Origin of the sequence: Blastomonas aquatica, from assembly GCF_014639875.1 — a bacterium.
In the GTDB taxonomy this organism is placed as follows: domain Bacteria; phylum Pseudomonadota; class Alphaproteobacteria; order Sphingomonadales; family Sphingomonadaceae; genus Blastomonas; species Blastomonas aquatica.
In genome coordinates this window covers 1-23,435 of record NZ_BMGD01000007.1, presented here as the reverse complement: position 1 = coordinate 23,435, position 23,435 = coordinate 1, and the positions used below count along the sequence as shown (strand labels likewise).

Genomic DNA, 23,435 nt, shown 5'->3' with positions numbered 1-23,435 from the left:
GGAGGCTATCGCGCGCCTTGCAGCTTCTTCTGGCGTCGGCGTTGGACCGATGAGCCCAGTCCCAGCGCTTCGCGGTATTTCGCTACCGTGCGCCGCGCGATGTCGAAGCCGCGTTCCTTGAGCAGATCGACCAATTGATCATCGGAGAGGATGTTCTTGCCATCCTCCTCGTCGATCAGCGTCTTGATGTGGCTCTTCACCGCAGAGGCGGAAACGGCATCGCCCCCGTCGGTTGCCTGGATCGCGCTGGTAAAGAAGTATTTGAGCTCGAACAGGCCTCGCGCGCAACTCAGATATTTGTGGCTGGTCACCCGGCTGACGGTGGATTCGTGCATTTCGATCGCATCGGCGACGCTGCGCAGCGTCAGCGGGCGCAGCTGGGTGACACCGTGGCGGAAGAAGCCTTCCTGCTGCTTGACGATCTCGCTCGCCACCTTGATGATCGTGCGCTGGCGCTGGTCGAGCGCCTTGACCAGCCAGTTCGCCTCGGCAAGGCAATCGCTGAGCCAAGCCTTGGATTTGGCATCGTGCCGCCCGCCGCTCAGGGAGACGTGATAGGAGCGGTTGACCAGCAGCCGCGGCAGAGTCGCGCTGTTGATCTCGATTATCCATTTGCCCTCGCGCTCGAGCACGAACAAATCGGGGACCACAGATTCGACGCTCGATCCGCCAAAGCGGCTGCCAGGCTTGGGATCGTATTGGCGCAGCTCGGCGATCATGTCGGCAAGATCATCGTCATCGACCCGGCACATCCGCTTGAGCTGCGGCAAGGCGCCGCGCGCCAGCAGCTCGAGATTATCGATCAGCCGTGCCATGCACGGATCATAGCGGTCCGCCTCGCGCGCCTGCAGCGCCAGGCATTCGGCCAGATCGCGCGCGCCGACGCCTGTCGGCTCAAGCGTGTGGATCGCGGCGAGCGCGGCCTCGACCTCGGCAAGCGCCACGCCCAGTTGATGCGAAACCTGCAGCAGGTCGCCACGCAGATAGCCGTTCTCATCGATCAGTTCGATCAGATGGCGGCCAATGAACAATGTCGTCCCAGACATCGCCATGCCCGCTTGTGCGTGCAGGTGCTCGCGCAACGTCAGGTCGTATTCGAGCGAATCCTCCCAACCATCGCTGTCCGCGCCGCCACCCGTGACGATTTCGTTGAGCGACAGCGCGCCGTCGAGCCCGCCGCTGGCCTCGCCCGGCACCCGGTCGGGGCAATCGCTGGCACTATCGTGGTGAAACACCTCGCTGCTCATGTCGATATCGAGCGGACGGTCGACTTCGCCCATCCCAGCTCCGATCAGCTCGTCGCTGCCGACAGGATCGCCATCACCGGTGGGGGCCGCAGGTGCATCGAACGCTGCATCGACACCGCTGGATGCGAGATCGCCGCCGGTGTCCTCGCCGCCCAGTTCGAGCAGCGGGTTGCGCTCAAGCTCCTCGCCGATAAACGCTTCGATTTCGATATTGGACAGCGCCAGCAAGCGGATCGCCTGCTGCAGCTGAGGCGTCATCACCAGCGATTGGCTCTGCCTCAGGTCAAGGCGCGGGCCGAGCGCCATCAGGTCAGACCTTCACCGCCCGGTGATCGGCCGTCACAGTTCGAAACCCTCACCCAGATACAATCTGCGGACATTTTCATCCGCCACCAGCGCCTCGGGAGTGCCTGCAAATAGCACCTGGCCATCATAAATGATGCAGGCGCGGTCGACGATATCGAGCGTTTCGCGGACGTTATGATCGGTGATCAGCACGCCGATACCGCGGGATTTAAGCTCGATGATCAGATCACGGATGTCCGCAATCGACAGCGGGTCAATGCCTGCGAACGGTTCGTCGAGCAGGATGATCGAAGGGCTTGCGGCGAGCGCACGGGCAATCTCGCAACGGCGGCGCTCCCCGCCTGACAGCGCCATTGCGGGAGATTCGCGCAGCCGCGTCAAGCCGAATTCCTCGAGCAGCGTTTCCAGCCGGGCAGCACGCGCATCGAGTTCGGGTTCGACCAGTTCGAGCACCGCCTTGATGTTCTGCTCGACGGTCATGCCACGAAAGATCGAGGTTTCCTGCGGCAGATAACCCAGTCCCAGAATCGCGCGGCGATACATCGGCAGCGTGGTGATATCGACCCCATCGAGCATGATGCGGCCCGAATTGGGCTTCACCAGCCCCATGATCGAATAAAAGCAGGTGGTCTTGCCCGCGCCGTTGGGGCCGAGCAAGCCGAGCACCTCGCCCTTGGCGACATGCAACGACACATCCGACAGCACCACCTTCTTGTCATAGCTCTTGGCGATCGACACGACGTTCAGCCCGTCGCTCGACAAAGCGGGATCGGCGGCGGTGCCGCTGAGCAGGCCAAGGGGGGCTACATCGTTCATCGCAACATTCCTGCAAACCAAGACGGCGGCTGTCCTCGCCGCCTTTCGTCTGTTCCCCATAGCATGGAACAATGCGATGAAAACCGGCGATATTCACGTGTTGGCAGGATTTGTGCATGGGCGGTCGTGGAGCTCAGACTCAAATCCTCGCCGAGCTTGTCTCGGGGAGGGGGACCATCCGCAGGATGGTGGAGGGGAAGCGGGATAGTGCATGTATGGCCAGAGGCATGACATCGCTTCCCCTCCACCACCCCCAGCTAGCTGGGCGAGGATTTAAGAGATCAATCCCGGTTGGGAACCGCGAAAGTGCCCGAGACGCGCCCGCCCGCCGAGCCGGTCTGGCCAGGAGCACCACCCGCCGAGCGGCCATCGATGGTCGAGCGACCGGTGGTCAGGTCGATGACCATTCGCCCGCCATTGAGCGTGTTGCCACCCTGGCGCAGCGCAACGTCGCCGATCAAAGTGATGATGCGGCGATTGAAGTCGTAGATGCCGACATTGCCGCTGGCGCGTTCCTCACCCTTGGTGACGACAACGCCGCCGTTGGCGTCGATCCGCTCGATCTCGATCCCGCCCGTATTGCGATACGCCACAGTCATCCGCGTCGCCTGCAGGCGGAGGCCCGCCTGCGTGATATCGACATTGCCCGAAAGCAGCACGCGGTTGGCGCGATCCTGCAACTCAATGCGATCAGCAGCATAATCAACCGGCGCATTGCTGTTGTGGTTCATCAGCGATTGCGCGGTGACGCTCCCGGGGACCAGCACCAGCGCGCCAAGGCACAGCGCAGCAGCGGCCACGCCCGGCAACCGGCAGCGTACCGCATTGAAGCCCTGCACTGAGACCCGCTTGGTCAAACCCGTATCTCCGTTCGTCACGTGATCTCCGCTCGTCACTGGGGCAATCCGCCCTGTGTCATCCGCAGCCGGGCGCGGCCTTCCAGCGTGACCGTGCGATTGGCAAGATCGGCCTTTAGCCGGTCAGCGCGGAAAGTGCCAGTCGGCAAGCGACCGGTGACTTCGCCCCGGCTGACCATGCTGCGCTCGGGCAGATCGATGTCCACATCGCGGGTCACCATGCGATAACCGTTGGCCGAACTGAACTGCACCGCACCAACAATGGAAACCTGTTCGCTGTCCATGTTGTAGGTGCCCTGCCCTGCTTCGAGCACCCCGGGGCCTTCGGCAAGCAGGATGCGCGCGGCCAGATCACTCAGCTGGACCACCGGAGTTCGCGAGCTTTGCTGCACCGCAGAGCCCGCCTCGAGCGAGAAGGGACGCCCTTCGCTGTCCTGCCCGCGATACATTGCCTGAGTCACCCGCATCCGTTCGCGCGCAATATCGACCTGGTTCTTGTCGAGCAGGAAGCTGACCTCGGTGTTGCGCAACAATGGCGCGAGCGCGAGGAACGCGACCAGCACGCCGATTGCCGAGGGCAGAATCAGACCCAGCAGCCGCACCAGCCGGTCGTGGCTGCCGCCGGGAGCGGCAAACAGCTGGCGGCGGCTGCGCATGATGTCAGCGCGTTCGGTCATGTCGGCTGAAGGCCTTTCGGTGTCGCGCCTGAATTACGGCCAGGAGGATTGATCCAACCCGATATATTAAGCGTGCGCGAAGATATCAATTTCCGGCCAGCCGGCAAGATCGAGTTCGGCGCGCGCAGGGAGGAAATCGAAACAGGCCTGCGCCAGTTCCCGGCGCCCTTCGCGGACCAGCCGCTGGTCCATCGCGGCATACAAGGCATGCAGAAAGCGAACGTCGCTGGCGGCGTAATCACGCTGTGCCTCGTTGATCTCGGGCGCGCCCCAGTCGCTCGACTGCTGCTGCTTGCTGATCTCGCGAGCCAGCACTTCGCGCACCAGTTCCTTGAGGCCGTGGCGATCGGTGTAGGTGCGGATCATCCGCGATGCGATCTTGGTGCAGAACACCGGCGCTGCCATTACCCCCAGATAATGCTTGATCGCCGCCAGGTCGAACCGCGCAAAATGATACAGCTTCAACCGCTCGGGATCGGCGAGCACGGCGCGCAGGTTGGGCGCGGCATAATCGCTGCCGGGCATGAAGCGCACCAGATGCTCATCGCCGTGACCATCCGATATCTGCACCAGGCACAATCGGTCACGCGGCGTGACCAGCCCCATGGTCTCGGTATCGACGGCCACAGGCCCGGGGGCCAGCACATCGGCAGGCAGGTCTGCTTCGTGGAAATATACGGTCATGCAATCTCGCCGTTGGAATGTGTCGGCGAATTGCCGCGTATTTTCTCGCGCCGGTTGCGCGACCAGATATTGAGAGCCTCGACCATCGCAGAAAATGCCATGGCGGCATAGATATAACCCTTCGGCACGTGCACGCCAAAGCCATCTGCGATCAGCACCGAGCCGATCATCAACAGGAAGCCCAGCGCCAGCATCACCACGGTGGGGTTGCGGTTGATGAAGTTGGCGAGTGGATCGGCGGCAACGAGCATCACGATGACGGTGATGATTACCGCCGCCATCATGATCGGCACATCATCGGTCATCCCGACCGCAGTCAGGATCGAATCGATCGAGAACACCGCATCGAGCGCGATGATCTGGACAATGGCAGAGCCAAAGCTGATCACCGCTTTTCCCTTCTTGTCGAGCGCCTGACCCGAAGGTTCATCATCGACGCTGTGGTGGATCTCCTTCGTCGCCTTCCACACCAGAAACAGCCCGCCTGCAATCAGGATCAGGTCGCGCCACGAGAACTGGGTCTCGAATGTCGGTTCGCCATGCTCGCCCAATGGCCCGGAAATGCCCAGATCGAACACCGGCGTGGTCAACGAAACGATGAACGCGATCATCGACAGCAGCGCCAGACGCATGATCAGCGCAAGGCCGATGCCGATCCGTCGCGCCTTCTGGCGCTGGTGCTCGGGAAGCTTGTTCGACAGAATCGAAATGAAGATCAGGTTGTCGATGCCAAGCACGACCTCCAGGATCACAAGGGTGATGAGGGCGGCCCATGCTGCCGGGTCGCTCAAAAGGGGAATTATGCTGTCCATCGAACCCCGATGCCGCAGCCGCACGGGCATGGCAAGGCCCGTAAATGCGCACGTTTACCGATTTTGGGGCAGTCCGAGTAACCCGCGCGGCAGGCCTTCGTCGCAAACCCGGGTCGAACCGCCATATTTGAGCGGCAAAGCCTTGCTGCGGGCCATTTATTATTCGCCATGCCGCCGGATTTGGTTTATGAGAATCACTTGGAAGTCCGCGATTGCTGCGCATTTTTTGATACGTGCAATGCAGCATTTGAGAACTTCCACAGGTTTTTGCTCTGTTGATGCCGGAATGATCGTCGAAAGATCACTGGTTGATGCTGATGAAAGTTCGAATGTATTAAGGTTTTTGGTACGTGTTCGTGGTGGATTGCTCCATGCTGAAAAGGTCCACACCAACAGGTCCGTCAGTTAAGCGACAGGGTTCACGTCCGCCCTGTTCTTGAGCATATGATCCAGGACGACATTGAAAGTGAATAATTCGGCATGAGTTTTGACAGGGGTCGGCGCGGCAGGGGCCGGGACAAACGCGACAGATTTGGCGAGGATGATTTCGACGCATTTTCGCCTCCGCCTGCATATGGTGACCGTGATCGCTTTGGCGGCGGTGGCGGTGGCGGCGGTGGATACGGCGCCCCTGCTGGTGGCGGCGGATTCGGCGCTCCGCGCGGACCCGGTGGCGTTGCCGGTGGCGGCGCTCCTCGCAGCGGCGGCTTTGGCGGCATGCCCACCCAGGTGGTCGGCGAGGCCAAGGGCAAGGTCAAATTCTTTAATGCACAGAAGGGCTTCGGCTTCATCCAGCGCGAAGATGGCGGCGAAGATGTGTTCGTTCACATCAGCGCAGTCGAACGCGCCGGGCTGTCCAACCTCGCTGAAGGCCAGGGCCTCGAATTCACGCTTGTAGATCGCGGCGGCAAGGTTTCGGCCAGCGACCTCAAGGTCGATGGCGAACTGATCGCTGTTTCCGAAAGCGCTGGCGGCGGTGACCGTGGCGGCGATCGCGGCGCACCGCGCGGTGAGGCTCCCCGCCGGGAACTGACCGGCGAGCGTGCCACCGGAACCGTCAAGTTCTTCAACGCGATGAAAGGCTTCGGCTTCATCACCCGCGATGACGGCCAGCCGGACGCCTTTGTGCACATCAGCGCGGTCGAACGCGCCAACATGACCACGCTCAACCAGGGCGACCGCCTCGAGTTCGACCTCGAAGTCGACCGCCGCGGCAAGCACTCCGCCGTCAACCTGGTGCCGCACCACGATTGATCGGCTGCTCGGCCCGAAAGGGTTGGGACAAGAGACATGAAACCCCGCCTGTGCCTTTTGGCGCGGCGGGGTTTTCTTTTTGGGGCGGAATGCAGCGGGTGGCGAGCATCAGATAGGAAGCATAATGGGGAAAGGATTTCAGTCGCCGCTGGCTTTGATTTGGGGATTGAGCATCGTGAGCGTCTGGGCTTTCTTGGCCATCAAGCTTGATCAGCCGGTCTTTAACACTCAGGCATCACAAGATCTTGTGATGTTCGGTGCATTCAAGGGCCGGAACCTTTCGCTTGAAAATGGATGGCGCCTGTTCGCCTCGCAGTGGCTCCACGTAAAATTCCCCCATATGATGTTCAATGCGGTGTTGATCAGCCTATTGGCCACTGCTTTGAACCGTCAGACATCGGCACGATTTGTCTTGCTTGTTGGCTTGGGCGGCGGTGCGGTGGGGCAGTATTTCAGCGCGCTCGCTTACCCATCAGCGTTCATATCGGGGGCATCACAAGCCTATCTTGCCCTGGCAGGCGCCACGATCGTGCTGGTCAACCGGAAGCAAGCTGGATGGTGGGTCGCGGTCGCTGGCGTGGTTATCGCTATCGCGCTTGATGTGTTTGTGAGCAGCCATGGCACCATAAAGATCGGCCATTCCACCGCGTTCGCAACAGGACTGGTCGCTGCTACCATCATTTTCGCCCGTGAACGCTCGAAGTCGCCCAAGGCTGTTGACTAAACAATGGCCGCGATGGCTCTGCTTGCCGGCGAAAGCCGGAACCCAGGGGCGATGTTGCGCAATCCGGCTCCTGGGCTCCGGCTTTCGCCGGAGGACGGGCCGTATCGCGACCAAAATCCTCCCCTGAAAGGGGAGGTGGCATCGCAGCGCCATCACGGAAGGGTGTCACCCTTTCGCCGAAGTGGACACCCCCCACCACTGCGTATTCCCCTCCCCTTGCAGGGGAGGATTTTAAGCTCAAACGCTTTCGCACGGAAGTGGGAGGCCGTCTCCTGTGTTGGCTTGCAATCCATCGGCCAGAAGATTGGCCCCTGCCTTCGCAAGAGGCCGGTGACCATTTAGCCAGTTGATTAACGCGGCGGCTTGGTTACCCGGTGCAGGCACACCAAGCATCCGGGAGCCCGTCAAGATGTCCGAACTGTCCGCAGCCGAAGTCGATGCCATTGCCGCGAAGGTCGAACGTTTCGTCCGTGATGTTATCGCCCCGTACGAGCACGACCCGCGCTGCGGGGCGCATGGGCCTTCGGAGGAGCTGGTGCTCGAGATGCGCGTCCTCGCCCGCGACGCCGGCGTGATGACGCCGCATATCCTGGCCGATGGCCGCCACCTCACCCAGGCGCAGACCGCCATCGTGCTGCAGAAATCGGGGCTCTCGCCCCTCGGCCCGGTCGCCTGCAACACCGCCGCGCCCGATGAGGGCAACATGTACCTGCTCGGCAAGATGGCGAGCGACGAGCAGAAAAAACGCTTCCTCGATCAGCTCGTCAGTGGCGAATCGCGCTCGGCGTTCTTCATGACCGAACCGGCCGACGAAGGCGGCGCAGGTTCCGACCCCTCGATGATGCAGACCACCGCCAAGCTCGATGGCAACCACTGGGTGATCAACGGCCGCAAGGCGTTCATCACGGGAGCAGAAGGCGCCAAGGTCGGCATCATCATGGCAAAGTCCGAGGACGGCGCGTGCATGTTCCTGGTCGATCTGCCCGATCCGGCGATCCGCATCGAGCGCGTGCTCGACACCATCGACAATTCGATGCCCGGCGGCCACGCGGTGATCGCGATAGAAAACTTGCGCGTGCCTGCCGACCAGATGCTCGGCCAGAGCGGCGAGGGCTTCAAATATGCGCAGGTACGGCTCTCGCCTGCCCGGCTGTCGCACTGCATGCGCTGGTACGGCGCCTGTTCCCGCGCGCATGAAGTCGCGAGCGACTACGCATGCCGCCGCCACGCCTTCGGCAAGCCTCTGGTCGATCACGAGGGCGTCGGCTTCATGCTGGCGGAAAACCTCATCGACCTGAAACAGGCCGAGCTGATGATCGCCTGGTGCGCGGGCGTGCTCGACACCGGCGAGCTCGGCACGGTTGAAAGCTCGATGACCAAGGTGGCGGTGTCCGAAGCGCTGATGCGCGTCGCCGACCGCTGCGTACAGGTGATGGGCGGCAAGGGGGTGAGCGGCGATACCATCGTCGAACAGGTATTCCGCGAGATCCGCGCCTTCCGCATCTATGATGGCCCGACCGAGGTTCACAAATGGTCGCTCGCCAAGAAGATCAAGCGCGATCACAAGCACGCGACAGAGGGAGCCGCCGCATGACCCTGACCGCAGACCTGACCGGCCAGCGTATCCTCGTCACCGGCGCATCGAGCGAAGGCTTCGGCGCGCATTTTGCCCGCGTGTTGGCGAAGTGCGGCGCACACGTCGTGGTGGCGGCGCGCAGGCTCGAGGCGCTCGAGGCTCTGGTTGCCGAGATCACCGGCGCGGGCGGCAGCGCGAGCGCGGTGCGGATCGATGTCGCCGATCTCACCTCGGTGCGCGATGGCATCGCGGCGGCGGGCGCGATCGACACCTGCATCAACAACGCAGGCGTCGCGGTGACCAAGCGCGCGCTCGACCAGACCGAAGACGATTATGACTTCGTGATGGACACCAACCTCAAGGGTGCGTGGAACGTCGCGACCGAAGCCGCGAAGATCATGCGCGATGCAGGTGGCGGCAACATCATCAACACTGCCTCGATCACCGGCTTCCAGACCGCAGCAGGCACCGGCCCCTATGCGATGTCCAAGGCGGGAGTCCTGCACATGACGCGGCAGCTGGCGATGGAACTGGCGCGCTTCAACATCCGCGTCAACGCGCTGGCGCCGGGCTATTTCCTCACCGACATCAACCGCGACCAGCTCGCAGGCGACGCGGGCGAGCCGTTGCGCAAACGCATCGCGATGCGCCGCTATGGCGAGCTGACCGATCTCGATGGCCCATTGCTGCTGCTGGTGTCGGATGCCAGCCGCTTCATGACCGGCAGCATCCTCACAGTCGATGGCGGGCATCTGGTGGGCTCGCTTTAGCCTGGCGGCTTGACCGGACCGGGAAGAGGCGGGCATCAGCAACAGCATGACCAGCACCGCCCCCGTATCGCCGCATATCCACCCCGGCTGGCGCGACGCGCTGGCGGACGAATTTGCTGCGCCCTATATGGCCGAGCTCAAGGCGTTCCTGCTCGAACGCAAGGCGGCGGGCGCGCGGATCTTTCCGCCGGGTAGCCAGTGGTTCCGCGCGCTCGATCTGACCCCGCCCGATCAGGTGCGCGTCGTGATCCTGGGGCAGGACCCGTATCACGGACCCGGTCAGGCGCACGGGCTTTGTTTCAGCGTGCAGCCGGGCGTGCGGCCACCGCCATCGCTGATCAACATCTACAAGGAGCTCGAGCGCGATCTGGGTGTCACGCCGCCGGCGCACGGCTTTCTCGAGCACTGGGCACAGCAGGGCGTGCTGCTGCTCAATGCGGTGCTGACGGTCGAGATGGCCGAGGCCGGATCGCATCAGGGGCGCGGCTGGGAGCGATTCACTGAAGCAGTGATCGCCAAGGTCAACGCGCTCGATCACCCGGTGGTGTTCCTGCTCTGGGGCAGCTATGCGCAGAAAAAGGCGGCGAATGTCGACAGCATAGAGCGTGGCGGGCGGCATCTGGTGCTCAAAGCCCCGCACCCCTCGCCACTCTCGGCGCATCGCGGGTTCCTGGGCTGCGGGCATTTCAGCAAGGCCAACGCGTTTCTGGAAGAGCGCGGGCTGGCGCCGATCGACTGGCAGTTGCCGGACTCTCGTTGATTTGGCTGATGTTCTGCAGCGAAAGCCGGAGTCCAGGAGTCAGATCAGACTACCATCGCCCTGGATTCCGGCGTTCGCCGGAAAACGGATTTACTTCCAGATCGCGCGCGTCACTACGAACCCCGCCAGCCCCGACGATCCGGTGAGGAACGTCCCCCACAGGATATCGAGCACGGTGATCTTCGTGCTCCACACCGCCAGCGTCGCCTGGTTGGTGAGGTCATAGGTCATATAGCAGAAGAAGCCGAGCATCGCGCCGTTGACCAAGGCCGTCTGCCAGCGCCCATCGGCAAGCGCAGGGGCGACCGCGAAAATCTGGATACCCAGAATATAGAACACATAGAACACCACCGCGGGTACCAGCCGGAACGATGGCGCGAGCATGTCGCCCAGGATCGGCTGATACAGCCGGGGCGCCATAGTCTTGAGCCACACGCTGTCGATCAGCACGAAGGCAAGTCCGGTGAACAGATAGGCGGCGGCATAACGGAGCATAGGAGACCCTTTTCCGGCGGGAATGGATGGGGTGTGGCGCTATTCACTGGTGCGGGTCAAGCGCGTGCGGTTGCGCACCAGCCATTGGGCGGCGTCGTCGTCGAGAAAGTCGACCTCTTTGAGCGTCTCCACCGTGTCGCCATCGCGCACTGTCGTCAGCCGCAGCGTCGCGGGGCGGTCGTCGTCACTGCCTTCGGCTTCCTCGACAATCGTCCAATGGGTTGCGTCGCGCGAACCGGGGGCGATGCGGATGGCATAGGTCGTCACTTCGGCAACGCGGCCCTTGCGGAACGTACCCACCGACACGGTGCCTGCCGCAGGATCGAACAGTTCGACCGAGGTGATCCGGACATTGCCCACCGTGGGGCCATCGTCGAAATCGGAAGAGCGGATCATGGTCGCGCCATCGCCCTGCTCGGCGATCTGGGTCCTCACCGGTATGCTGAACCAGCGATCGGCGGTGTAATCGCGATACTCCAGCGTGCCCTGCCACGCTCCAACCATCGACGCGCGCGCCGTTGCAAGATCGACCGGGGCGGGCGCCATCGTACTGCGCGCGTGAACCGGCATGGTCGCGGTCAGGATCAGACAGCAAAACAGGACTTTGCGCATGTAATCGAGGCCCCCCTCATCAGTTTGGTGGCGAAGTTACGCTCACCAAATCAGAGCGGATGCAGCCGACATCATCCCATCGGTGCGGGCTGCCACAGCTCGATCTTGCGCCCGTCCGGATCCATGATGTGCGCAAACCGACCGTTGGGCGCGGCATCGAACAGCTTCACCGGTTCCACCCCGTGTTCGGCACATTGCACCAGCATCGCGTCGAGATCATCGACCATCAGGTTGAACATGAACTCCTTGTCCGATGGAGCGAAGTAATCACTGTCTGCAGCGAAGGGCGAGAACACCGTGCCCGCTCCCGGGTGGGCGGCCGCCGCATCAGGCGTGAACACCACCCCGCCCCATTCGCCGAAGTTCATCCCCAGCACCTTGGCATACCATGCACAGGTCGCTCCAGGATCTGCCGACTTGAAGAACAGCCCGCCAAGGCCAAGAACCTGCGCCATGGATCATCTCCCATCGTGCCATCGGATGCAGCCGTACGTTACGCCTGCCCAGGCCAAAAGAAAACCCGCCGACGTTGCCGCCGACGGGTTGATCTTTTTCCTCCCCAGGAAAACCTTATCGGTTTGGTTTGATCTTTCGGATTATCCGAACTGGTTCATCGTGTTGTTGACGCCACCAGCCTTCAAGGCTGCCTCGCCTGCGAAATATTCCTTGTGCGCATCGCCGATGTCGCTGCCCGACATGTTCTGGTGCTTCACACAGGCGATGCCCTGGCGCAGTTCCTGGCGCTGGACGCCGAGCACATAGCCCAACATGCCCGCCTCGCCGAAATACTCCTTGGCGAGGTTGTCGGTCGAAAGCGCTGCGGTGTGATAGGTCGGCAGCGTGATCAGGTGATGGAAGATGCCCGCGCGCTTGGCACCATCGGCCTGGAAGGTGCGGATGCGCTTGTCGGCGGCGATGCCCAATTCGGTCTGGTCGTACTTGGCATCCATCAGCTGCGCACGGTCATAATCCGATACGTCCAGCCCCTCGGACACCATCGCATCATACACCTGCTGACGGAAATTGAGCGTCCAGTTGAACGAGGGCGAGTTGTTGTAGACAAGCTTGGCGTTGGGGATGACCTCGCGAACGCGGTCCATCATGCCGGCGATCTGTTCGACGTGCGGCTTTTCAGTCTCGATCCAGAGCAGGTCGGCGCCGTTCTGCAGGCTCGTGATGCTGTCCAGAACGCAGCGGTCCTCGCCGGTGCCTTCGCGGAACTGGAACAGGTTGCTGGGCAGACGCTTGGGACGCATCAGCTTGCCGTTGCGGTTGATGATGACATCGCCGTTGCGCGCGGTGGCGGGGTCGATTTCCTCGCAGTCGAGGAAGCTGTTGTACTGGTCGCCCAGATCGCCCGGCTCGTTGCTCACCGCGATCTGCTTGGTGAGGCCCGCACCCAGCGAGTCGGTGCGGGTGACGATGACGCCATCTTCTACGCCGAGTTCGAGGAACGCATATCGGCAGGCGCGGATCTTCGCAAGGAAGTCCTCGTGCGGCACGGTGACCTTGCCGTCCTGGTGGCCGCACTGCTTTTCGTCGGACACCTGGTTTTCGATCTGCAGCGCGCAGGCCCCTGCCTCGATCATCTTCTTGGCGAGCAGATAAGTGGCTTCGGCATTGCCGAACCCGGCGTCGATATCGGCGATGATCGGAACGACATGGGTCTGGAAATTGTCGACCTGCGCCAGCAGCTCCTGCTCCTTGGCGCTGTCACCGGCGGCGCGGGCCTTGTCGATGCCGCTGAACAGCAGATCGAGTTCGCGCGCGTCTGCCTGGCGAAGGAAGGTGTAGAGCTCTTCGATCAGCGCGGGAACGCTGGTCTTCTCGTGCATCGACTGATCGGGCAGCGGGCCGAAATCGCTGCGCAATGCGGCGACCATCCAGCCCGACAGGTACAGATACTTGCGCTTGGTGGTGCCGAAATGCTTCTTGATCGAAATCATCTTCTGCTGCGCGATGAAGCCATGCCAGCATCCCAGCGACTGGGTGTACTGCGACGAGTCCGCGTCATAAGCGGCCATGTCTTCGCGCATGATCTTGGCGGTATAGCGCGCGATATCGAGCCCGGTGCGGAAGCGGTTCTGCAACTGCATGCGCGCGACCGACTCGGCATCGATGCCGGTCCAGCGGCCCTGCTTGGTACCGATAAGCTGCTCGTTTGCGCGGATTTGGTCGGTATAAGGCATGGTGTGAGGTCCTTCTGCGAGTCATGCTGTGTCATAAATTGACACTTGCTGACTGCTAGATACGCGCAATCCGCGTCATTCCCTATTCAAACCCCTGCAATTCAGTGTCGCTTTACGCCAGAAATTGGATCATGAAGTGTCATTATGTAAATTAATTTACAGGTGGCGAGGACTGACACCAGATCGCAGGCTGCCAAATTCATGCCGCATTCCGCTGCAATGCAACATATGGAGCAACGGCGCGTGTCCTTATCGTGCCATTGCGCATTCACGGGATAGCTCATTCATGCTCACGAGATCATTTCTACCCCTCGCACTGTTTGCGAGCGCGGCCACCCCTGCCGCTGCACAGAACATCGCCCAAAATCAGCCCCAGACCATCGCGCAACCCACCCCGGCCCCCACCGACGCAACCGTCGTCGTGACCGCGCGCCCCGATGCAGCGCAAGCTCGGCCTTATGGCCCCACCGAAGAGGAAATGAAGCTGCTCGCTTTTGGGGCACGGCTGTCACAGTCGGTGTTCGCCAAGGATTTCACGATCACCGTGGGCATGGGCGCGGGGTTCGTTCCCAGCTATGAAGGATCGAACCAGTATGTGCTGTTCCCCGCACCGGTCGTTCAGGGCAACTACAAGGGATACGCCTTTGCCGCGCGCGGCCCCGGGCTGTTCGTCGATCTGATCAAGGATCCCTTGTTTCCCAAGGTCGAATACATCGCAGGCCCCCTGATCAGGGCCCGGTTCGATCGCGTCGCCCGCATCCGCGACGAGGTGGTGCAGCAACTGGGTGACAGAAACATCGCGGTGGAAATCGGCGGCAGCGCGGGGATCAAGGTCAACCGCATCTTCGACCGGTTCGACAGCCTGACCTTCCAGACCGATGCGGTCTACGACATCGCCGGCGCACACTCGGGCGCGGTCGTGACGCCTTCGGTCAGCTATAACAAGCTGCTGGGGGCCAAGGGCGTGATCAACCTGTCGGTCTCGGGCGATATCGTCGATGGGAATTTTGCCGATTATTACTTCAGCGTCGATGCCGCGGGCAGCGCCGTATCGGGCCTGCCGCAATACCGCGCTGGCGGCGGGCTCAAGTCGCTGGGCGCAAGCGCACTGCTCGGCTTCGATCTGTCGGGCGATGCGCTCGATGGCGGCTGGGGCGTGTTCGTGCTGGGCAGCTATTTGCGCATGCAGGGCGATGCCGCCGATAGCCCGATCGTCAGCATCCGCGGCGATGCCAACCAGTTCTTTGGCGGGGCGGGGCTGACCTACACGTTCTGATTGAGCGCCGCTGCCTGATGCGCGGCGACGATCATCTGTTGCCGCTGATCAAATCGCCCAAAGACCCCAGCGCCGATCCCTCGCCCCGGTTCTGACCACCCCGGCTTCCGGCGGCAGCCAGCATCCGTCCGGCGAGCCGCGAGAACGGCAGCGACTGAATCCACACACGCCCCGGCCCGCGCAGCCGCGCAAAGAACAGCCCCTCGCCGCCGAACAGCGACGACTTGATCCCGCCCGCCGAGACCAGATCGAAATCCACGCCCGAGGTGAACGCCGCGACACAGCCGGTATCGACATGCAGCTCCTCGCTTGGGCCCAGTTCGCGCTCGATCAGCGTGCCGCCCATTTGGACGAAGACCATGCCATCGCCCTCGAGCTTCTGCATGATGAAGCCCTCGCCGCCGAACAGCCCGGTGAGGATGCGCCGCTGGAAGTGGATTCCGATCGACACGCCCTTTGCGGCGGCCAGAAAGCTGTCCTTCTGACAGATCAGCGTGCCGCCATAGTTGCTCAGATCCAGCGGCAGAATGTTCCCCGGCGTCGGCGCACCAAACGCGACCCGCGCCTTGCCGCGTCCGTTGTGCGTGAACACCGTGGTGAACAGGCTCTCGCCGGTCACCAGACGCTTGCCCGCGCCAAGCAGCGCGCCCATGAAACCCCCGCCCTGAGGCCCGCTTCCATCACCGAACACCGTGGTCATCTCGATGCTGGCATCCTTCCACACCATCGCACCCGCCTCGGCCACCGCACTCTCGCCGGGATCGAGCTCGATCTCGACGAACTGCAGTTCCTGTCCCTTGATCTCATAGTCGATGTCGTGCGCGGGCATGCTGGGCTCCTGGCTGTGGTGGTCGTGTTAACTTGGGCTTTCTGGGTTTCCGCGGAGATGGCAGGATTGTCCAATCTTAGGCAGCCTTGCTAGCAGGAAAACGGCCCGATCCACGCGGTAAGGTTTGTTACGCTAGCCGCTGAGGGCAAATGCATTGTCGTTAAAGAGGGCGACTTCTGCTGGATAAATCTCTTCGGACGCAGCGCTGGCATCTGCAACCATAATCTGACTAACTTCCAGAGCTTCGTTTAGTGCCTTCGAGCCAATCCACTCATTTTCCCAAAGAGTCACCTTTTCTCCATTGACGATCTTACAGATCGCCTCATCAGATAGGAATTCAAGGCCGACAGCTGTAGGTTTAGTTACCCTCTGAAGCCATATCTCTTGGTATCCATTATACGGAACATTACTCATTTTGTTTTTTACTTTATTCCAAAGCTCAGATTTTTGTTCGGCTGGCTGGAGAGAAATCAAATGACTCAAAATCGCAGCAATAACTGGAAAGGTTGTGGGAGACGTTACAGCAATATCTGTCGCTATCGCGACCTGCACCTCGAGATCATCTGGAGTGATTTTCTGCCTTGCCACCCTCTTATGCAGTATTGACAAAAGGCGCTTTAGAGCTCCGCTATTGGGATATTTTCGGCCGAACGAATGTAATCGTAAAAGCTGCTTTTGCAGCGTTTTTGCGTTAGTTTTTCCCAGATCTTGAAGTTCAATTCCAGCAATCTTGTCAGGTTTAATTGAGCCTTCGATCACGTTCGTGTGAGCAAATGTTTTTGCTACTCCAAGCCTCATACCAACGCTTCTCAGACAATCACTAATCGTCTTAAGAATATACTCAGCTTTCTGGTCGTCGTTGGTAAATATGCGATAGTCATCTCGATACCTTAGTATTTTGTAATCAAAATTTGCGTCTAATTTATCCGTTATCAATTCGTCAACATAGCCGAGAACAATCTCAGCAAAAAAATCCATTAAAACAGAACCTTGCGAAATCCCGTTTGTTTGACCATAACGACCCGCCCGAATGAGATAATCGATTTGGTCTCCTAACAGACTTGATTTTCCTTTTGATTCCTTTGCTTGCTTCATTCCATGTAGAGACCATGCAATGCTATGGGTGTACAGTGATCCATAGCAGTCAGTTACATCGGTATGCAGAATGTGGGAAAATTCGAGTGAGTAAGTGATTGAGGATTGCTCTACCTTCTGCCACCACTCCTTTATCTGCGAAGCTTGATCCTTCTCGTCGCCTTCAGACAGGACCGGCGCACTACAACATTCCACAGCGCACTTCTCGAAATCGGAAAATCGGTCCGTGATAATTTTTCAGTTCTCTGGCTTACAGATAACGTTCACAAGGGAGACATAAATCGCAGGATGCATTAGTTCGAGCGGCCGCCAAGCAAATCTTCCGTCCTTATTAGCAATAAAGCTATAATTTACACCTGACATATCTTCGGGTTTACTTTTTTTAAAGCCCCCATAGTCAGCTCCATTGAGAACAGCCGAAACGTGCGCGAGTATGGGCTCAAAGCTGATGTATGGTGGAAAGTCTGCATTAAAGTAGCTGCTTCCCTTAAGGAAAAACTTGATCGCTTCATCATGTGCAAGTTGCGTGAGTTTTTTCATACATCCGGTCCATCCATCTACTTCGCTCATAAAGTGCCATATTGCGGTTGCTCTGGCTAGTTTGATACTGCGTCAGCAGTCTATCGCCCCCTGCAATTCGGGCGACAGGATGATAATCGGCATTCGCACACGCAGCAGCAAAATGCCGCTCTGGGCGAGCAAATCGCAGTGCTGAGAAGAACATTGCTTCATAACAACGCTCGACAGCGCCACCGCTACCCCCTAACTTGCCCCCCATCCCCGGGGAGCCGAGCGGCTGAGAGGTGGGCGTTGCGTCCCACGACCCGTTGAACCTGAACCGGCTGATACCGGCGGAGGGAGGGAGCGGCTTCATCCGAAAACCGCGTCCGCTCTCCGCCCCCCAAGGAGAGACCATAATGGCTGATATCCATTCCCGCACCGAAATCGGCGTGACCACCGGCCCCATTAGCGGCAGCCGCAAGGTGCATGTCGCGGCCAAATCGGGCAGCGGCATCCGCGTTGCGATGCGCGAGATCGACCTTGCCGGCGGCGAGCCGTCGCTCCGCGTCTACGACACCTCCGGTCCCTATACCGACCCCAACGCGCTGATCGACATTTCCGCTGGCCTGCCCGAACTGCGCCGCGACTGGATCTGGAATCGCGGCGATGTCGAGGTTGTCGATCAGCGCGAGGTCAAGCCCGAAGACAACGGCCAGCTCGGCCCCGATCGCTCGGGCGGCGTTCCCGCCTTCCCCAATGTCCGCAAGCAGGTGCTGCGCGCGCGTGCCGGGATGAACGTCAGCCAGATGCATTATGCCCGCCGCGGCATCATCACCCCCGAGATGGAATATGTCGCCGAGCGCGAGAATCTGGGGCGCGAGCGGCTCGCCGAATACACGCGCGACGGCAACAGCTTCGGCGCGTCGATCCCCGATTATGTGACGCCCGAGTTCGTCCGTGACGAGGTCGCACGCGGCCGCGCGATCATCCCCAGCAACATCAACCACCCCGAAACCGAGCCGATGGCGATCGGCCGCAACTTCCTGGTCAAGATCAACGCCAATATCGGTAACAGCGCGGTCGCTTCCAACGTCGCGTCCGAGGTCGACAAGATGGTCTGGTCGATCCGCTGGGGCGCGGACACCGTGATGGACCTGTCGACGGGCCGCAACATCCACGACACCCGCGAATGGATCCTGCGCAACAGCCCCGTGCCGATCGGCACCGTGCCGATCTATCAGGCGCTCGAAAAGGTCGGCGGCGTCGCCGAGGAGCTGACCTGGGAGATCTTCCGCGATACCCTGATCGAACAGGCCGAACAGGGCGTGGATTACTTCACCATCCACGCCGGCGTGCGGCTCGCGTACATCCCGATGGCGGCCAAGCGTGTCACCGGCATAGTCTCGCGCGGCGGCTCGATCATGGCGAAATGGTGCCTGGCGCATCACAAGGAAAGCTTCCTCTACGAGCATTTCGACGAGATCACCGAGATCATGAAGGCGTACGACATCGCCTATTCGCTGGGCGATGGCCTGCGTCCCGGATCGATCGCCGATGCCAATGACGAGGCGCAGTTCAGCGAGCTCTACACGCTCGGCGAGCTGACCCACCGCGCGTGGAAATCCGACGTGCAGGTGATGATCGAAGGCCCCGGCCATGTGCCGATGCACAAGATCAAGGAGAACATGGAAAAGCAGCTCGAGGTGTGCGGCGAGGCGCCGTTCTACACCTTGGGCCCGCTGACCACCGACATCGCGCCGGGCTATGACCACATCACCAGCGGCATCGGCGCGGCGCAGATCGGCTGGTATGGCACCGCGATGCTCTGCTACGTCACCCCCAAGGAGCATCTGGGCCTGCCCGATCGTGACGACGTGAAGGTCGGCGTAGTGACCTACAAGCTCGCCGCGCACGCCGCCGATCTCGCCAAGGGTCACCCCGCAGCGCAGGTGCGCGACGATGCGCTGAGCAAGGCGCGCTTCGAATTCCGCTGGCGCGACCAGTTCCACTTGTCGCTCGATCCCGACACCGCCGAGCAGTATCACGACCAGACGCTGCCCGCAGAAGGCGCAAAGACCGCCCATTTCTGTTCGATGTGCGGGCCCAAGTTCTGCTCGATGCAGATCAGCCAGGAGGTCCGCGACTTCGCCAGCAAGCAGAATCAGGGCGTCGAGGGCTTCATCGCCACCGGGCCGTCCGGCGCCGAGACGGCAGCGGCAAGCAAGGAAGCCGCGCTCAAAGGCATGGCAGAGATGAGCGTCAAATATGCGGAAAAGGGCAGCGAGCTGTATCTGCCCGCCGAATAAGCGCACAGGCGATGCGGTTTGCGTCTTCGGGCCCTTGGTGGTTCTGATCCGCAACCGCATCGCCGGCCTTAATGTGCAGTCCCGAATCAGCTAGGCAACCGCCCTGTCTTTGCGCGACACAGGGCACTTCAATAGCCAGGCAGCGCCTGCCGGGCAAAGCACCATCCGCGCAGTCCAGGATCGGCTGCACGCTCGAGCAGATCCTTGCAGTCATCGATCGTCCAATGGCTGGCACTGTCGATGCTGGGCAGTTCTTCCCAGCTGATCGGGACTGCCACCGGCGCATGGGCTCTGGCGCGCGCCGAATAGGGCATCACCGCCGTGCTGCCGCGCTGATTGCGCAACCAGTCGATGAATATCCTGCCTTTGCGCTTGGCCTTGCTCATCGTCGCGACGAAGCGGCCGGGTTCGGCAATGGCCAGCGCCTCGGCAAAATGCCGCGCAAATCCTTTGTGTTCGTCCCAGTCATGGCCGCGATCGAGCGGCGCGATGACATGGATGCCCTTGCCACCTGTCAGCATCGCAAAGCTCACCAGGCCGATATCGGCAAGATGGCCCCGGATATCCAGCGCCGCCTTTTTCACGTCGGCGAAAGTGAGTTGCTCGTCCGGATCAAGGTCGAAAACCATCCGGTCGGGCTGTTCAACATCGTCTATCTGGCTGGCCCATCCATGGAATTCGATCGTCCCCATTTGCACGCAGGCAAGCAGGCCGTCATTGTCATCGATATACAGATAATCCTCATGTCCGCCGTCCTTCTCGCGGATTGCGATCTGATGGACATGCTCACCAAACGAACCGGAATCATGCTTTTGAAAGAAGCATGCCTTGCCGCGTCCCTGCGGGCAGCGCACCAGGCTTATCGGCCGCCGGGCCGCCTGCGGGATCATCAACGGCGCGATCGCGGCATAATAATCTGCAAGGTCTCCCTTGGTGATCTTCGCCTCGGGAAAGACCACCCGCTCCCGGCTGGTGATCTTGACCGAAGATGCTGATGACGGCGCGGGCTTGGCATGCTCCGGAACGACATCGCGCGCAGGCTTGTCGTCGCGCAGTCCCAGAAAGCTGGCGTGGCGAACCGATCCGCCCGCAGTGAATTCGGCAAAGGCAATTTCAGCGACCAGAGTGGGTCTTATCCACTGTGCGGTGCGCGCGGTGGCAGCATCGACAGGCAATGGCGCGGTTTTGCGGGCCAGTTTGGCGAACTTGCGTGCCAGTTCGTCCATCACGGCACTGGTGAACCCGGTGCCCACATTGCCCTTGTAGACCAGCGCGTCGCCCTCATGCTGCGCAAGAAGCAGCGACGCAAATGGGCGGCCCTTGGCGTTTGACGGCTTCCAGCCAACGATGATGAACTCCTGGCGGCGGGTGCACTTGACCTTGGTCCAGTTGGTCGATCTTTTACCGGTATATTTCGCATCGGCGCGCTTGGAAATGATCCCCTCCTGCCCCGCGCTGCACATCGCTTCATACAGTCTCTCGCCGGCACCAATCACATGATCGGCAACCGCAATCGGCGGAGCAGCGTGATGGAGCAGCGCCTCCAGTCGTTCCTTGCGCTCAAGATTGCCCAGCGATGTCAGCGCTTCGCCATCCTGTTCGAGCAGGTCGAAAGCAAAAAACAGCAGTTCGTCTTCCGCGCCCTGCGCACCATGCCCCCGCTTGAGCACGGCCTGCAGGGCAGAAAAGTCGGGGTTGCCGCCCTTGTCCATCGCGACGATTTCACCATCGATCAGACACGGCGGAAGATCGAGCGTGGCAAAATGGCGCACCAGCGGCGCAAATTTGTCAGTCCAATCCAGTCCGTTGCGGGTGTATATCCTGACCTTGTCGCCCGTTGCAGCGACAGCCGCCCGATACCCGTCATATTTGATCTCGTGTATCCAGTCGTGCTCCGTTGGCACGGAGTCTGCCAGTGTCGCAAGCTGGAGCGGACGGAACGCAGGAAGCTTGGCAGATGTTCGCGGCCTGCGGACGGGCGCTGCCTTCGCGCCAGGTGTGCGGTTGGCTTTGGCGGGTTTGGCGCCGTTTTCCTCAGAGGCGATCTGGGCCATGGCGCGGCCGGTGGCGACGCTGGTGATCTCCCGGCCCACCAGATCGTCGGTGCCGCCGGCAAACGCGTCGTCGATCTTGCGCAACAGCCAGTTCTCACGCTTTTCGCCTGGCCGCGGCTTCATCCGGACGAGCAGCCAATCACCTTTCATGCGTTCGCCCTGCAGCGTGAAATGCAAATGACCGTCAGCGATATCGCTTGCGCTTTTTCCAGCGATCGGCGCCCATGTACCGCGATCCCACAGCATCACGGTACCGCCTCCATACCCACCCTTGGGGATCACGCCCTCGAAATCGGCATAGGACATCGGGTGATCTTCGGTCCGCACCGCGAGCCTTTTGTCGTCGGGATTCGCGCTGGGGCCCTTCGTGACCGCCCAGCTTTTGAGGACGCCGTCGATCTCGAGGCGCAGATCAAAGTGCAGCCGGGTGGCATCGTGCTTCTGGACGATGAAGACATTGCCGCCAGGCTTGCCAGCCTTGCCCGCAGGCTCGGGCGTCAGAGCGAAATCCCGTTTGGCGTTGTATTGCGCAAGTGGGTCTGACGCCTTGGCCATATCAAGCCCGCTTGCGTGTCGGTGACTTTTTCGAAGGGGCTTTCTTCGCCGGTACGGATTCTTCTTCTTCCGGGGTCTTCTTGACAACAGTCTTCTTGCCACCGACCGACGCCTTGAGCGCCGCCATCAGATCGATGACATTCGAACTACCCCCTGCAGCTGCCGGCTCATCGACATCCTCGAGCACCCTTTTGCCCTTGGCTTTTGCCTTCTTGGCAATCACGCGCTTCAACGCATCGACGTAATGGTTTTCATAATCCGAAGCGTCGAACTCGCCCGATTTTTTGTCGATCAGCGTTTCGGCGAGGTCCAGCAGGTCAGCATCGGGTTTCGATGATGCAACGTCACGGAAGTAGTCGGCAGCCTTGTTGACCTCATCGGCGTAGCGCAGGACCTCGAGTATCAGCCCGCGACCGCAGGGCCTCAGGGCGACCAGTTGCTCCTGCCCGCGCAGCGACAATTGACCCAGGCCGACCTTTTTCGTCCGCTTCAACGCCTCGCGCAGCACGATATACGCCTCTTCCGCAAGATCGTCCGCCGGCACGACATAATAGGGCTTGGTATAATACAAAAGGTCGATGGCGTCGTTGCTGACGAACTGCACAAGCTCGAGGGTGCGTTTGCTCTCGAGCTTCACAGCCTCGATTTCTTCGTCATCCAGCAGCACATAGTTGCCCTTGGAAAGCTCGAACCCCTTGATGATATCATCATGATCGATCGCGCCAATCCCGGGGACGATCTTTTCATATTTCACGGGTTTTCCGCTGGGTTCGTGGATCTGGCGGAAGCTGATCGCCGCGCCCGATTTGGTCGCGGCGTAGATTTCCACCGGGATCGACACCAAAGCGAGACGAATGTGTCCCTTCCAATAGGCACGTGCAGCCATGTTCGTCTCGCAATCAGCCAAAACAGGGATATGCGCGAGCGGCAGACAGGTTCCCGTTGGCCGCGTTTCTGTAGATGGTAAATCCTGGCGGCACGACAGGCACGCGAAGCGGCCCCGGAAGCATTTGCTTTCGGGGCAGTCATGTATTTTGTGT

The 23,435-nt window shown here is 60.8% G+C and carries 22 protein-coding genes and 1 riboswitch; of the genes, 7 read left to right on the top strand and 15 right to left on the bottom strand.

Translation table 11 applies throughout. The annotated features are described in order from the left end of the window. Window positions 1-5: 5 nt before the first annotated feature. The 6 genes from rpoN to IEW00_RS16385 all read right to left on the bottom strand — a co-directional run bounded on the left by rpoN (window position 6) and on the right by IEW00_RS16385 (window position 5,399). On the bottom strand, window positions 6-1,553 hold the full coding sequence (gene rpoN, locus IEW00_RS16410; RefSeq protein ID WP_188515512.1) for an RNA polymerase factor sigma-54: 1,548 nt from the start codon (window positions 1,551-1,553) through the stop codon (window positions 6-8). A 33-nt stretch (window positions 1,554-1,586) separates the two neighbouring features. Further along, window positions 1,587-2,369 (bottom strand): LPS export ABC transporter ATP-binding protein, encoded by a 783-nt coding sequence (gene lptB / locus IEW00_RS16405; RefSeq protein ID WP_188515511.1) that lies wholly within the window; start codon window positions 2,367-2,369, stop codon window positions 1,587-1,589. A 281-nt stretch (window positions 2,370-2,650) separates the two neighbouring features. Further along, window positions 2,651-3,178 (bottom strand): LptA/OstA family protein, encoded by a 528-nt coding sequence (locus IEW00_RS16400; protein WP_188515581.1) that lies wholly within the window; start codon window positions 3,176-3,178, stop codon window positions 2,651-2,653. An 83-nt stretch (window positions 3,179-3,261) separates the two neighbouring features. After that, window positions 3,262-3,903, bottom strand: a complete 642-nt coding sequence (lptC, locus tag IEW00_RS16395) for an LPS export ABC transporter periplasmic protein LptC (protein WP_188515510.1) — start codon at window positions 3,901-3,903, stop codon at window positions 3,262-3,264. 66 nt (window positions 3,904-3,969) lie between these two features. Beyond that, on the bottom strand, window positions 3,970-4,587 hold the full coding sequence (locus tag IEW00_RS16390) for a ribonuclease D (RefSeq protein ID WP_188515509.1): 618 nt from the start codon (window positions 4,585-4,587) through the stop codon (window positions 3,970-3,972). Further along, complete coding sequence (locus IEW00_RS16385) at window positions 4,584-5,399, bottom strand: TerC family protein (protein WP_188515508.1); 816 nt, start codon at window positions 5,397-5,399, stop codon at window positions 4,584-4,586. Before IEW00_RS16385 ends, IEW00_RS16390 begins: the two co-directional genes overlap by 4 nt. A gap of 480 nt (window positions 5,400-5,879) precedes the next feature. Here IEW00_RS16385 and IEW00_RS17645 point away from each other — a divergent pair, with 480 nt between their 5' ends. The 5 genes from IEW00_RS17645 (at window position 5,880) to ung (ending at window position 10,483) form a co-directional block, all read left to right on the top strand. Continuing rightward, window positions 5,880-6,653: a cold-shock protein gene (locus tag IEW00_RS17645; RefSeq protein WP_188515507.1), complete on the top strand. Its 774-nt coding sequence runs from the start codon at window positions 5,880-5,882 to the stop codon at window positions 6,651-6,653. A 124-nt stretch (window positions 6,654-6,777) separates the two neighbouring features. Next, entirely contained in the window at window positions 6,778-7,377 is a 600-nt protein-coding gene (locus IEW00_RS16375) for a rhomboid family intramembrane serine protease (protein WP_188515506.1), read from the top strand. 409 nt (window positions 7,378-7,786) lie between these two features. Continuing rightward, window positions 7,787-8,971, top strand: a complete 1,185-nt coding sequence (locus IEW00_RS16370; protein WP_188515505.1) for an acyl-CoA dehydrogenase family protein — start codon at window positions 7,787-7,789, stop codon at window positions 8,969-8,971. Next, complete coding sequence (locus IEW00_RS16365) at window positions 8,968-9,723, top strand: SDR family NAD(P)-dependent oxidoreductase (RefSeq protein WP_188515504.1); 756 nt, start codon at window positions 8,968-8,970, stop codon at window positions 9,721-9,723. Before IEW00_RS16370 ends, IEW00_RS16365 begins: the two co-directional genes overlap by 4 nt. Before the next feature lie 46 nt (window positions 9,724-9,769). After that, entirely contained in the window at window positions 9,770-10,483 is a 714-nt protein-coding gene (gene ung / locus IEW00_RS16360) for a uracil-DNA glycosylase (protein WP_188515503.1), read from the top strand. Between the two features lie 90 nt (window positions 10,484-10,573). On the opposite strand, the gene IEW00_RS16355 is transcribed toward ung, so the two are convergent. The 4 genes from IEW00_RS16355 to IEW00_RS16340 all read right to left on the bottom strand — a co-directional run bounded on the left by IEW00_RS16355 (window position 10,574) and on the right by IEW00_RS16340 (window position 13,779). Continuing rightward, window positions 10,574-10,978, bottom strand: a complete 405-nt coding sequence (locus IEW00_RS16355; RefSeq protein ID WP_188515502.1) for a DUF2177 family protein — start codon at window positions 10,976-10,978, stop codon at window positions 10,574-10,576. A gap of 39 nt (window positions 10,979-11,017) precedes the next feature. Continuing rightward, window positions 11,018-11,590, bottom strand: coding sequence for an SH3 domain-containing protein (locus IEW00_RS16350; protein WP_188515501.1), 573 nt, complete (start codon window positions 11,588-11,590; stop codon window positions 11,018-11,020). A 71-nt stretch (window positions 11,591-11,661) separates the two neighbouring features. Then, window positions 11,662-12,045 (bottom strand): VOC family protein, encoded by a 384-nt coding sequence (locus tag IEW00_RS16345; protein ID WP_188515500.1) that lies wholly within the window; start codon window positions 12,043-12,045, stop codon window positions 11,662-11,664. Window positions 12,046-12,186: 141 nt separating this feature from the next. After that, window positions 12,187-13,779, bottom strand: a complete 1,593-nt coding sequence (locus IEW00_RS16340; protein ID WP_188515499.1) for an isocitrate lyase — start codon at window positions 13,777-13,779, stop codon at window positions 12,187-12,189. Between the two features lie 286 nt (window positions 13,780-14,065). On the opposite strand from IEW00_RS16340, the gene IEW00_RS16335 reads away from it, so the two are divergent. Beyond that, on the top strand, window positions 14,066-15,055 hold the full coding sequence (locus IEW00_RS16335; protein ID WP_188515498.1) for a MipA/OmpV family protein: 990 nt from the start codon (window positions 14,066-14,068) through the stop codon (window positions 15,053-15,055). Between the two features lie 31 nt (window positions 15,056-15,086). Here the strand turns inward: IEW00_RS16335 and IEW00_RS16330 are convergent, their stop codons facing one another. The 3 genes from IEW00_RS16330 to IEW00_RS17535 form a co-directional block, all read right to left on the bottom strand. Next, the gene (locus tag IEW00_RS16330; RefSeq protein WP_188515497.1) at window positions 15,087-15,884 is read right to left on the bottom strand and encodes a TIGR00266 family protein; all 798 of its coding nucleotides are present in this window, start codon (window positions 15,882-15,884) and stop codon (window positions 15,087-15,089) included. A gap of 132 nt (window positions 15,885-16,016) precedes the next feature. After that, the gene (locus tag IEW00_RS17540) at window positions 16,017-17,174 is read right to left on the bottom strand and encodes an RNA-directed DNA polymerase (protein WP_373282662.1); all 1,158 of its coding nucleotides are present in this window, start codon (window positions 17,172-17,174) and stop codon (window positions 16,017-16,019) included. A 42-nt stretch (window positions 17,175-17,216) separates the two neighbouring features. Next, the gene (locus IEW00_RS17535; RefSeq protein ID WP_229737099.1) at window positions 17,217-17,549 is read right to left on the bottom strand and encodes a hypothetical protein; all 333 of its coding nucleotides are present in this window, start codon (window positions 17,547-17,549) and stop codon (window positions 17,217-17,219) included. A gap of 201 nt (window positions 17,550-17,750) precedes the next feature. After that, a riboswitch (TPP riboswitch) is annotated at window positions 17,751-17,856 on the top strand. 40 nt (window positions 17,857-17,896) lie between these two features. Between IEW00_RS17535 and thiC the strand changes: the two genes are divergently transcribed. Beyond that, window positions 17,897-19,786: a phosphomethylpyrimidine synthase ThiC gene (gene thiC, locus IEW00_RS16320; RefSeq protein WP_188515496.1), complete on the top strand. Its 1,890-nt coding sequence runs from the start codon at window positions 17,897-17,899 to the stop codon at window positions 19,784-19,786. A gap of 128 nt (window positions 19,787-19,914) precedes the next feature. Here the strand turns inward: thiC and ligD are convergent, their stop codons facing one another. After that, window positions 19,915-22,395, bottom strand: coding sequence for a DNA ligase D (ligD, locus tag IEW00_RS16315; protein ID WP_188515495.1), 2,481 nt, complete (start codon window positions 22,393-22,395; stop codon window positions 19,915-19,917). A 1-nt stretch (window position 22,396) separates the two neighbouring features. Next, window positions 22,397-23,281 carry a non-homologous end joining protein Ku gene (ku, locus tag IEW00_RS16310; protein ID WP_188515494.1) on the bottom strand — a complete coding sequence of 295 codons (885 nt, stop codon included), beginning with the start codon at window positions 23,279-23,281 and terminating at the stop codon, window positions 22,397-22,399. Window positions 23,282-23,435 lie beyond the last annotated feature (154 nt).

Excerpts from the sequence above, each read along its gene's own strand:
- IEW00_RS16345 (WP_188515500.1), bottom strand. The coding sequence starts at position 12,045 with ATGGCGCAGGTTCTTGGCCTTGGCGGGCTGTTCTTCAAGTCGGCAGAT.
- lptC (WP_188515510.1), bottom strand. The coding sequence starts at position 3,903 with ATGACCGAACGCGCTGACATCATGCGCAGCCGCCGCCAGCTGTTTGCC.
- ung (WP_188515503.1), top strand. The coding sequence starts at position 9,770 with ATGACCAGCACCGCCCCCGTATCGCCGCATATCCACCCCGGCTGGCGC.
- IEW00_RS16335 (WP_188515498.1), top strand. The coding sequence starts at position 14,066 with ATGCTCACGAGATCATTTCTACCCCTCGCACTGTTTGCGAGCGCGGCC.
- IEW00_RS16350 (WP_188515501.1), bottom strand. The coding sequence starts at position 11,590 with ATGCGCAAAGTCCTGTTTTGCTGTCTGATCCTGACCGCGACCATGCCG.
- thiC (WP_188515496.1), top strand. The coding sequence starts at position 17,897 with ATGGCTGATATCCATTCCCGCACCGAAATCGGCGTGACCACCGGCCCC.
- lptB (WP_188515511.1), bottom strand. The coding sequence starts at position 2,369 with ATGAACGATGTAGCCCCCCTTGGCCTGCTCAGCGGCACCGCCGCCGAT.
- IEW00_RS17535 (WP_229737099.1), bottom strand. The coding sequence starts at position 17,549 with ATGAGCGAAGTAGATGGATGGACCGGATGTATGAAAAAACTCACGCAA.
- IEW00_RS16375 (WP_188515506.1), top strand. The coding sequence starts at position 6,778 with ATGGGGAAAGGATTTCAGTCGCCGCTGGCTTTGATTTGGGGATTGAGC.
- IEW00_RS17645 (WP_188515507.1), top strand. The coding sequence starts at position 5,880 with ATGAGTTTTGACAGGGGTCGGCGCGGCAGGGGCCGGGACAAACGCGAC.
- IEW00_RS16390 (WP_188515509.1), bottom strand. The coding sequence starts at position 4,587 with ATGACCGTATATTTCCACGAAGCAGACCTGCCTGCCGATGTGCTGGCC.
- IEW00_RS16340 (WP_188515499.1), bottom strand. The coding sequence starts at position 13,779 with ATGCCTTATACCGACCAAATCCGCGCAAACGAGCAGCTTATCGGTACC.
- IEW00_RS16355 (WP_188515502.1), bottom strand. The coding sequence starts at position 10,978 with ATGCTCCGTTATGCCGCCGCCTATCTGTTCACCGGACTTGCCTTCGTG.
- ku (WP_188515494.1), bottom strand. The coding sequence starts at position 23,281 with ATGGCTGCACGTGCCTATTGGAAGGGACACATTCGTCTCGCTTTGGTG.
- IEW00_RS16365 (WP_188515504.1), top strand. The coding sequence starts at position 8,968 with ATGACCCTGACCGCAGACCTGACCGGCCAGCGTATCCTCGTCACCGGC.
- rpoN (WP_188515512.1), bottom strand. The coding sequence starts at position 1,553 with ATGGCGCTCGGCCCGCGCCTTGACCTGAGGCAGAGCCAATCGCTGGTG.
- IEW00_RS16370 (WP_188515505.1), top strand. The coding sequence starts at position 7,787 with ATGTCCGAACTGTCCGCAGCCGAAGTCGATGCCATTGCCGCGAAGGTC.
- ligD (WP_188515495.1), bottom strand. The coding sequence starts at position 22,395 with ATGGCCAAGGCGTCAGACCCACTTGCGCAATACAACGCCAAACGGGAT.
- IEW00_RS16330 (WP_188515497.1), bottom strand. The coding sequence starts at position 15,884 with ATGCCCGCGCACGACATCGACTATGAGATCAAGGGACAGGAACTGCAG.
- IEW00_RS16385 (WP_188515508.1), bottom strand. The coding sequence starts at position 5,399 with ATGGACAGCATAATTCCCCTTTTGAGCGACCCGGCAGCATGGGCCGCC.